Origin of the sequence: Sphingobium phenoxybenzoativorans (assembly GCF_001757355.1) — a bacterium.
Taxonomy (GTDB): Bacteria; Pseudomonadota; Alphaproteobacteria; order Sphingomonadales; family Sphingomonadaceae; genus Sphingobium; species Sphingobium phenoxybenzoativorans.
Genome location: NZ_MINO01000102.1, coordinates 1 through 9,789 on the forward strand (window position 1 = coordinate 1; position 9,789 = coordinate 9,789).

Sequence of the window (9,789 nt, forward strand, 5' to 3'; positions counted from 1 at the left end):
CAGGTTAAGCTCGTCGCCGCCCTTCGGCCCGATGTCGATGGTCCAGACATTGCCGTCGGAGCCAAGCGCGATGCCCGCCGAATTGCGGAAGCCGATGGCCCACAGCTCCGGCCGGGCGCCCGGCTCCTTGCTGAACGGCCCATTGGCGACCGCGCTGCCGTCCCGGTTCAGGTGGATGATCTTGCCCGACTGATTGTCCAGCCGCTGGACCATGCCGCGACTGCCCTGACCGCCTGATCCGACGCCGACCAGCATCGTCTTGTCCGGCATGAACAGGATGCGCATGATGCTGGGGCCGCCCGGAGGGGCTGGCGCGGACGTGCTGAAGATCACTTTCTGGTCGACCAGCGTGTGGCCATCCAGCCGCGCTTTCAGGATGGATCCGGTGCGGGCGCTGTCGGTCCCGGTGACGAAGGTGAAGAACAGCGTCTGGTTGGACGCGAAATCCGGGTCCGGCTTCACATCCAGCAGCCCGTCGAAGATGCTGGTGTTCAGCACTTCGGGCGTGCCCTCGATCGGCTTGGGGTCCAGCACGCCGTTGCGCACGACGCGCAGCCGCCCCGGCCGCTCGGTGATCAGCATGTCGCCATTGGGCAGCCATGTCATCGCCCAGGGGTGATCCAGTCCCTCGATCAACTGTTCGGCCCAGTGACCGGGTTCTGCTACAGCCTGCTTTTCCGTGGCCGGCCCGGGCGTACATGCCGTAAGCGCCATGCCGGCCATGGCGAGGGCCGACGCGGCCGCAAGCGCCCAGCTCCGGCGAGAATGTCCATTGTCATGCTGTATTGACGCGCTTTTCACACTCACCTCTCCTGTCACAGCCGGCTCTTTTCAAGCTCAACCCGATGCCCGCCACACAAAGCGAGAATCCGAATCGGAGTATGCGTTATCCTCTTTGGAAAACAATCAACTTTGCTGCTTTTTTCTTTAAGGAAGGGGCGAGCCGTTGCAGGGCGCATCTCGCCTCACGAACATGCATGCACACATCCAAAAAATATTGCGCCTACTCGAAATTACCGGCAGTAAATCGCAATATTGCATGCAAATAAGGCTGAACGACTGTCATGCCCGCCATAGAGCCGTACCGCCTCGCCATCCCCGAAAGCGCTCTGGACGATCTGCGCGCCCGCCTGCGCAACGCGCGTTGGCCGGAGCGCGAGACAGTCGGCGATGCCTCCCAGGGCGTTCAGCGCGACGGTCTGCAGAGCCTGTGCGCCTATTGGGCCGATGGCTATGACTGGCGCCGGTGCGAGGCGCGGCTCAACGCCCTCGGCCAATATCGCACGCGGATAGACGATCTCGACATCCATTTCCTGCATGTGAAGTCGCCGCACCCGGACGCCATGCCGCTCATCCTGACGCATGGCTGGCCGGGATCGGTCATCGAATTTCTCAAAGTCATCGGCCCGCTCACTGATCCCGTCGCGCATGGCGGCGATGCGGCAGACGCCTTCCATGTCGTCATTCCCTCCCTGCCCGGACACGGCTTTTCCGGCATCCCGGAAAAGGCCGGATGGGGCGTGCAACGCATCGCCCGCTGCTGGATCGCGCTCATGAAGCGGCTCGGCTATGACCGTTTCGTCGCGCAGGGCGGGGATTGGGGGTCGCTGGTCACCACGGCCATCGGGGTCATCCATCCGCCGGAATGCCTGGCGATCCACCTGAACATGCCGCTCGCCTTCCCCAACCCGCAGGAGCAGGCGGACTGGACCAGGGAGGAAGCCGCCAGCGCCGCTGCCTTCGACCATTTCATGGCCGACGGGTCGGGCTATTCCATGCTCCAGCGCACCCGGCCCCAGACGGTCGGCTACGGCCTTGTCGACTCCCCGCTGTTCCAGGCCGCCTGGATCTACGAGAAGCTGACCGCATGGGTGGACGGCGACATCGGGGCGGTGCTGACCCGCGACGAAATCCTCGACAATATCATGCTCTACTGGCTGCCCGGCACCGGCGCCTCGGCCGCCCGGCTCTATTGGGAAAGCATGCTGGACGCCGCCACGCTCGGCGTCACCAGCCTTCCCGCCGGCGTCACCCTCTATCCCAAGGAAGTGCTCCGCCCCTCCCGCCGCTGGGTGGAGCGCCTGCACCGCAACCTCATCCACTGGAGCGAACCGGAAAAGGGCGGCCACTTCGCCGCCTTCGAACAACCCGCCAGCTTCGTCGAGGAAATCAGGACCTGCTTCCGCATGGTGCGGTGACGCCCCGCCGGTTTCAAAGCGCTCTGGGCATTGCGTGCGGTTCGGATTGCAGCAATGCGTTGCGGCGTGCCACCTCCACCGGATCGATCGGCGCATCGAACCGGATGCCGCATCTGTCGCCACTGCGCCACATGATCGTCCCGGCCACGTCCAGCGCCACGCCCCGTATCGCGACGCGCCGGCCAAGCCTTTCCGGATATTCAGTGACCAGCTTGGCCCCGTGCCTCGATATATCTTCGATCACCCCGAAAACCTGATAATCGCCAGAGGATATGACTGACGCGATCCGTGTTGGAAATCGCCTGCCGACCCTTTGACCGATCCTGCCTTCGCGTGCGGAACTCTCTCCCATTCCCTGTTCTCCTGCTGTCCCCGGTTACGCCACCCCGCCCCATCTCTCCGCGCCAGCGCCCGCGCCGGACGCCATGATCAGCCGCCGCACATCTGCGGCCAGCGTCCATGGGGTCGAAGGGTTTGGCGATGGCGTCCAGCGCGCCCAGGCGGCGGCACTGCGCCACCCGCTCGCTCCATATATTGCCGGTCAGGACGATAACCGGCGTCGCGCGATGCTGCGGCAGGGCGCGAATATCCTCAAGGAGAAGCACGCCGCTCTCCTCGCAGAGATGCACGTCCAGCAGGATGGCGTGAAAAACCGTCTGGGGCGCGGTAAGCAGAGTGAGGGCGCTGCAACTGTTCGAAGCCGTGCTGACGGAGATGCCCCGGTCCAACTGGAGGGCGAATGTCGCGATATCGCGAATGACCTCCTCATCATCGACACATAGAATATTGAGCTGACCCATTGGCCTGTTCTCCGAGGTGGAGACAGGCTAGCGCGAAGAAAAATGCCCTAAAACCAATAGTCTGGTTTTAGACAATCCATTTCGGTGCGATCATCGCGCGGGCGGATCAGGCGGGGGATTTGCCGAAGGGAGCGACCAGCCGGCGATATTCCGCCTCGGCCAGACCATATGTGTCCTGCGCGGCCGTCTCCAGCCGTGGCCGATCGACGATCCTGACAGAGCCGCGCTCCGTCTGGATCATCCTTTCGCCCTCCAGCACATGCAATGCGCTCGTCACCGCGCTGCGATGCGTGCCCAGCATCACGGCCATATAGTCATGGGTGATATGGATCATGTCGCCGTCCACCCGGTCGTGGCACATCAGCAGCCAGCGGGCGAGCCGCACGTCCAGCCGGTCGGACAGGTTGGCCATGGCGTTCGATCCGACCTGCACGAACAGCGCCTAGACATAGCGCAACAGCACGCGCCGCAGCGACGCGCTTTGCGCCATCAGGTCAAGCAGCGCGTTCAGGGGCACCCGGACGGTCCGGGCGTCATCCACCTGCACCACCACATCATGCGCGGCATGCTCCGCCATCATCAGGCCCGCCGTCCCGCACAGCCCGTCCCGGCCGATCAGGGCGACCTCGGCGCGCCGCTCGCCGGTCCGGGTGGACAGCATGGAGGCGATGCCGTCCTCGACGAAATGGATATGCTCGATCGGCCGGTGCGCATGCAGGATGCACGCGCCCCGCGCGAACGTGGCCTTCTCCATCTGCAGGGAAAGCCGCTCCGCATCGGCCGGCTCAAGCGCCGTCAGGACAAGGTTGGTGCTGCTTTGCATGGTGCGGGTCCGGTGATGCCCAAAGGAACAGGACTGACGGGGCAGACCGAAAGTTCCGCGGCCGGGCCGCTATATATCTTCCATTGCGGGGTTGCCGGACCGGTTGCGTCGGAGCGACCCGAAAGGCTGTAGCAATCTCACCGGTCCAGCGCGGACAGGATAGAATGGCGTGCCGCGTGAAAAAGCCATTGTCTGATTTCAGACATTCGGCCCGCCCGGTGCCCTTCTCCGCCGGTGCGCATTGCGCCTGCGGCAAAAGCTCCCATATGCCGGTTCTGCCCCCTTGCCCCGATAGAACAAATCTGGAACAAGTCTCTCCATGCTGACTCACATTAAAAAGCATCGGTGTTCCGAATGCTGACCCACATATCCGTGCGCGGCGCGCGCGAACATAATCTCAAGGGCGTGGACGTCGACCTGCCCCGCGACAGCCTGATCGTCATCACGGGGCTTTCGGGGTCGGGCAAATCCTCGCTCGCCTTCGACACCATCTATGCCGAGGGGCAGCGGCGCTATGTGGAGTCCCTCTCCGCCTATGCGCGCCAGTTCCTTGAGATGATGCAGAAGCCGGACGTCGAGCATATTGACGGCCTGTCCCCCGCGATCAGCATCGAGCAAAAGACGACCAGCCGCAATCCGCGCTCCACCGTCGCCACCGTGACCGAGATTTACGACTATATGCGCCTGCTCTGGGCGCGGGTCGGCATCCCCTATTCGCCCGTGACGGGCCTCCCCATCAGCGCGCAGACGGTCAGCCAGATGGTCGACCGCGTGATGACCCTGCCGGAAGGGACGCGCTTCTACCTGCTCGCCCCCGTGGTGCGCGGGCGGAAGGGCGAATATCGCAAGGAGCTGGCCGAATGGCAGAAGGCGGGCTTCACCCGCGTCCGCATCGACGGCGAACTCTACCCGATCGAGGACGCCCCCGCCCTCGACAAGAAATATAAGCATGACATCGAGGTGGTCGTCGACCGCCTGGCCGTAAAGGCCGACATGTCCACGCGCCTCGCGGAAAGCTTCGAGGCGGCGCTGAAGCTGGCCGATGGGTTGGCCTATGTGGATCTGGCCGATGGGACGGTCGCGGACCTCAAACTCCCCTCCCCTTCAGGGGAGGGGCCGGGGGTGGGGCCTGTCGAGGAGACGCAGCGTTTGGGGACACCCCCCACCCCAAACCCCTCCCCTGAAGGGGAGGGGCTTAAGAAAGGCATGAAAAACACCGGCATCCCCGCCAACCGCATCGTCTTTTCCGAAAAATTCGCCTGCCCCGTCTCCGGCTTCACCATTCCGGAGATCGAGCCCCGCCTCTTCTCCTTCAACGCCCCCCAGGGCGCCTGCCCCGCCTGCGATGGCCTCGGCGAGAAGCTGGAGTTCGACCAGCAGCTCGTCGTCCCCAATGAGGACCTTTCGCTCAAGAAGGGCGCGATCGTCCCCTGGGCCAAGTCCAACCCGCCCAGCCCCTATTATATGCAGGTGCTCGCCTCGCTGGCGAAGGAGTTCGGCTTCTCCCTCGACACCCCGTGGAAGGACCTGCCCGGCGAGGTTCAGCTCATCATCCTGCACGGCACCGGGGGCAAGCCCGTCACCCTGCGCTTCGTCGACGGCAAAAAGTCCTATGAGGTCAAGAAGCCGTTCGAGGGCGTCATCGGCAATCTCAACCGCCGCATGCTCCAGACCGAAAGCGCCTGGATGCGCGAGGAGCTTGGCAAGTATCAGACCGCCCAGCCCTGCGAGACCTGCGAAGGCGCGCGCCTGAAGCCGGAGGCCCGCGCGGTGAAGATCGCAGGCGAGGACATCTCCATCTCCACCCGCCGCTCGGTGGTGGACGCGCTCGGCTTCTTCTCCACCCTCCCCGCGCAGCTCAACGATCAGCAGAACCAGATCGCCAAGGCCATCCTGAAGGAGATCGTCGAGCGGCTCGGCTTCCTCAACAATGTCGGCCTCGACTATCTGAACCTCGACCGCACCTCCGGCACCCTGTCGGGCGGCGAGAGCCAGCGCATCCGCCTCGCGTCGCAGATCGGCTCCGGCCTCTCCGGCGTGCTCTACGTGCTCGACGAGCCCAGCATCGGCCTGCACCAGCGGGACAATGACCGGCTGCTCATCACCCTCAAGCGCCTGCGCGACCTCGGCAACACCGTCATCGTCGTCGAGCATGACGAGGATGCGATCCGCACCGCCGACTATATCGTCGACATGGGGCCGGGCGCGGGCGTCCACGGCGGCAGCATCGTCGCGCAGGGCACCCTGCCCGAACTGCTGGCGCACAAGGACAGCGTCACCGCCGATTATCTGAACGGCACCCGCCGCATCGATGTGCCGCCCAAGCGCCGCAAGGGCTCCGGCAAGAAGCTGACCGTCCACAACGCCCGCGCCAACAATCTGCGCGGCGTCACGGCCAGCATCCCGCTCGGCACCTTCACCTGCATCACCGGCGTCAGCGGATCGGGCAAGTCCAGCTTCACCATCGACACGCTCTACGCCGCGTCGGCCCGTGCGCTGAACGGCGCGCGCATCATCGCCGGCGCGCATGACAAGGTGACGGGCCTGGAACATTGCGACAAGGTGATCGACATCGACCAGTCGCCCATCGGCCGCACCCCGCGCTCCAACCCCGCCACCTATACCGGCGCCTTCACCAACATCCGCGACTGGTTCGCGGGCCTCCCCGAAGCGCAGGCGCGCGGCTACAAGCCCGGCCGCTTCAGCTTCAACGTGAAGGGCGGCCGGTGCGAGGCGTGCCAGGGCGACGGCGTGCTGAAGATAGAGATGCACTTCCTCCCCGACGTCTACGTCACCTGCGACGTGTGCCACGGCGCGCGCTACAACCGCGAGACGCTGGAGGTGAAGTTCAAGGGCAAGAGCATCGCCGACGTGCTGGACATGACGGTCGAGGATGCGGTGGAATTCTTCAAGGCCGTGCCCCCGATCCGCGACAAGATGGCGATGCTGGCCGAAGTCGGCCTCGGCTATGTCAAGGTCGGCCAGCAGGCGACCACCCTGTCGGGCGGCGAGGCCCAGCGCGTGAAACTCGCCAAGGAACTCTCCCGCCGCGCCACCGGCAACACCCTCTACATCCTCGACGAACCCACCACCGGCCTGCATTTCGAGGATGTCCGCAAGCTGCTGGAAGTCCTCCACGCCCTCGTCGAACAGGGCAACAGCGTGGTCGTGATCGAACATAATCTCGACGTCATCAAGACCGCCGACTGGATCATCGACATGGGACCGGAAGGCGGCGTGAAGGGCGGCGAAGTGATCGCGGAAGGCACGCCGGAAAAGGTGGCAAAGGAGCCGCGGTCATTCACGGGGCATTATCTGGCGCCGCTGCTGGGGTTGGAGAGTGTGGCGGCGGAGTGATCCCAAACAACAAAGGTTTTGATAACATGCTGCATACTTGCTCAATCAAATGACAAGGGAGCCATTATATCCCTTGAAACCTTCGCCCTAGATACCTCGTTATCAGATATTTTCTTATGTAATGCACTTATAGATTTTCTGATATTTTCAAGCCTCTTCGGCATTTCAGTTTTTATTAGCCAATTGCATCGGGAAATTCCTCCATCCACTCTAACAAACTCATCATCTTCACGATTTCGCGAACGTAATTTCTCTCTTATTATCTTAATGACTTCACATTTTGATTTTTCTTCTCTTATAAATTTATTTATATCACCAAATATTGATGATCTTCCGTCTTCAAAAAAATATTCATGGATCCTAGCTTCAGAATATATGCTATCTATTCTGCTAAAAAACATACAAGCTTTGCCATTATTTACTCTATAACTGGCAATATGCCCATCTCTGGCGGAGATATCAAAGCTATCGAAAGTTGCTGTTAGAAATTTTGACATTCCGCTAGCAGATTCTAGGTTTAATTTACCAACTAATTTCATCCACTCGGACAGTTTTGGCAAAATGTAATTCTTTTCTAAAATTTCCTGATCTATTTCATATAACATTTCTAAAACATTTTCAGAATGCCCTCGTTCAGCGACCCTATCTATTATTTGATAAACGTCAGCCCCCTATATAATGAGACAAATATGGCAGTAAAATATTCTTGAAAAGATCTATGCGCAAAAACGTTATCGAGACCTTCTTTCTGGATTAAACAAACCGATTCCATAGAATCTTTGACAACTAAATCTGCCTCTACATCCATTTGACAATATGCTACAGCATCTCTGAAAAGCTTTCCAAGCTCTCCATCAGAAAATTCAAATTTTGAATTTGCATATGACCGATAACAGAATGCTGAAAATATCCTTTCATATTCATCCATTGGCAGACCGGCGTAATGACCTCGTTTATAAACGCCCTTGGTAGCGTCATGCCTTTGATATAGCGTTTCAAATGCCTGTTTATAGAACGAGGTTACTTTTGTCGGTATCTCCGCCGTTTGATCATATGTTAATAACATTATCGTTGCCAATAATGGATTTGATAGAAAGCTCTTATGTTTCTTATATAGTCCAGATTTCAACTCTGCTATGAGTTTTTGCTTAACATCGTTGTTATAGTCTACCTTATCTAAAACCTGCACAATTTGACTTAGGCTCATCGGCAACGTTTTTAATACTGAAAATTCCGGTATGGATTCTATGCGAGGCTCGGGACGGGTAGAGACAATCATACCAACATCAGGCATCGCGCTGGCCATTTTTCTAATGCTTTTTAAGACATCATCTCTTATTTCGTTATTTATTTCATCGACAGCATCAAGAATTATCACAAAAATACCAGATTTTATGCCTTCTAGAAACTGATTATATGTAGCTTTATTTTTTATTGATGACGTGTTTTTGAAAAGAAATTCACAAAAATTTTCAGTATCATCTTTAATTCCTATTTCTCTTAATTCTAGGAATAAAGGAATTAGTTGATGATTTATAATGCTACTAATTAATTCGAGAGAGCACCATTTCATAAACATTGTTTTTCCGGCCCCAGCGGTGCCAGAAACTATGAACTTTTGCCCATTTTTAAGGCCTTCTACGACTGATAAGTCTGAAACTTTTCTGTCATTTTGCATAAATTCTATATTAACATATTTTTCTTTTATATTTGCTGATTGATCTTTATAAATTAAGTTTTTGACCGATGAAGTTTTCCTTATAACTTGATCCATATGATCTTGGAAAGCGTTAGTATATTTTACATTTATCGCGTCGTATCGGCGACGACCTACCGCTGATAAAAGGCGTCCAGCCGGTTTAGCGCTCTCCTTAGCGGCAGCGATAGCGAAAGCCGTTTCTATTCCTGTCATGTTTCCTCCAAGATCATCGAAGACCAAATTTTAGGAGATGATCTCGGATGTCTAATTCCAAATGACCCAATATTTCTCACAATGTTGATATTATAGTATAATTTATTATATCCATTTTGGCAGATCAAAAATGCTCTATTGTCCTTGCTGCTGCCTGCAAAAGTTATATGCTCTTAAAATGACCAAGCTTACCCCCATCGAGTCCGAATTCGCGACGACCGAGGAAGCGGAAGCCTATGACGCGTGGTTCCGGGCCACTGTCGAGGCGCGGATGGCGTCGGACAAGCCGGGCATCCCCCATGACGAAGTTATGGCGCGGATGCAGGCCATCATTGACCGGCGAAAACAGCTCTGATGCTGGCGCTCATCTGGCACCCGGAGGCGCTCGATGATCTTGAGAACATACTAGACTTCATAGAGGTTCAGAACCCGTCCGCCGCCGGGCGGATCGGAGAGGCCATCCGCCATACTGCCGGCCAGCTACCCAACCATCCCTATATGTATCGCACAGGCCGCGTGCCCGGCACACGCGAAGCCCTCGTCACGCCCAATTATATTCTCGTCTATCGCGTTGCCGCCCACGCCATAGAAATACTCGCCGTCAAACACACCCGCCAGCAATACCCCTGACGCCTCCCACCCCCTGTCCTACACCCCCAAAAATCGCATACCTATCCTGTCCACCTGCGTCTTTGCGAT

Annotated in this window: 11 protein-coding genes; 4 read left to right on the forward strand and 7 right to left on the reverse strand. The window is 58.1% G+C overall.

All coding sequences use genetic code 11. From position 1 onward, the window contains the following. A partial coding sequence (locus tag BHQ40_RS22685) for a PQQ-dependent sugar dehydrogenase (protein ID WP_139139435.1) occupies positions 1–801 on the reverse strand: 801 nt, incomplete at its 3' end. Between the two features lie 263 nt (positions 802–1,064). On the opposite strand from BHQ40_RS22685, the gene BHQ40_RS22690 reads away from it, so the two are divergent. After that, complete coding sequence (locus BHQ40_RS22690) at positions 1,065–2,198, forward strand: epoxide hydrolase family protein (protein WP_070158030.1); 1,134 nt, start codon at positions 1,065–1,067, stop codon at positions 2,196–2,198. Between the two features lie 13 nt (positions 2,199–2,211). On the opposite strand, the gene BHQ40_RS22695 is transcribed toward BHQ40_RS22690, so the two are convergent. The 4 genes from BHQ40_RS22695 to BHQ40_RS22710 all read right to left on the reverse strand — a co-directional run bounded on the left by BHQ40_RS22695 (position 2,212) and on the right by BHQ40_RS22710 (position 3,821). Then, complete coding sequence (locus tag BHQ40_RS22695) at positions 2,212–2,484, reverse strand: PilZ domain-containing protein (RefSeq protein WP_253183453.1); 273 nt, start codon at positions 2,482–2,484, stop codon at positions 2,212–2,214. Continuing rightward, positions 2,399–2,998, reverse strand: coding sequence for a response regulator (locus BHQ40_RS25415; RefSeq protein WP_083277114.1), 600 nt, complete (start codon positions 2,996–2,998; stop codon positions 2,399–2,401). The genes BHQ40_RS22695 and BHQ40_RS25415 overlap by 86 nt, the downstream gene beginning before the upstream one ends. A 106-nt stretch (positions 2,999–3,104) precedes the next feature. Then, a complete protein-coding gene (locus BHQ40_RS22705) occupies positions 3,105–3,431 on the reverse strand; it encodes a Crp/Fnr family transcriptional regulator (protein ID WP_139139436.1) in 327 nt (108 codons plus the stop codon). Positions 3,432–3,440: 9 nt separating this feature from the next. Then, entirely contained in the window at positions 3,441–3,821 is a 381-nt protein-coding gene (locus BHQ40_RS22710) for a Crp/Fnr family transcriptional regulator (protein WP_070158034.1), read from the reverse strand. Between the two features lie 354 nt (positions 3,822–4,175). On the opposite strand from BHQ40_RS22710, the gene uvrA reads away from it, so the two are divergent. After that, positions 4,176–7,178 (forward strand): excinuclease ABC subunit UvrA, encoded by a 3,003-nt coding sequence (gene uvrA, locus BHQ40_RS22715; RefSeq protein WP_070158035.1) that lies wholly within the window; start codon positions 4,176–4,178, stop codon positions 7,176–7,178. Positions 7,179–7,219: 41 nt separating this feature from the next. Here uvrA and BHQ40_RS25910 read toward each other — a convergent pair whose 3' ends face one another. After that, on the reverse strand, positions 7,220–7,783 hold the full coding sequence (locus BHQ40_RS25910) for a hypothetical protein (RefSeq protein ID WP_139139437.1): 564 nt from the start codon (positions 7,781–7,783) through the stop codon (positions 7,220–7,222). Positions 7,784–7,827: 44 nt separating this feature from the next. Beyond that, positions 7,828–9,090: an NACHT domain-containing protein gene (locus BHQ40_RS25420; protein ID WP_083277115.1), complete on the reverse strand. Its 1,263-nt coding sequence runs from the start codon at positions 9,088–9,090 to the stop codon at positions 7,828–7,830. Between the two features lie 178 nt (positions 9,091–9,268). On the opposite strand from BHQ40_RS25420, the gene relB reads away from it, so the two are divergent. Continuing rightward, a complete protein-coding gene (gene relB / locus BHQ40_RS22720) occupies positions 9,269–9,445 on the forward strand; it encodes a type II toxin-antitoxin system RelB family antitoxin (protein WP_070158036.1) in 177 nt (58 codons plus the stop codon). Next, a complete protein-coding gene (locus BHQ40_RS22725) occupies positions 9,445–9,720 on the forward strand; it encodes a type II toxin-antitoxin system RelE/ParE family toxin (protein ID WP_139139438.1) in 276 nt (91 codons plus the stop codon). The genes relB and BHQ40_RS22725 overlap by 1 nt, the downstream gene beginning before the upstream one ends. The last annotated feature ends 69 nt before the right edge of the window (positions 9,721–9,789 follow it).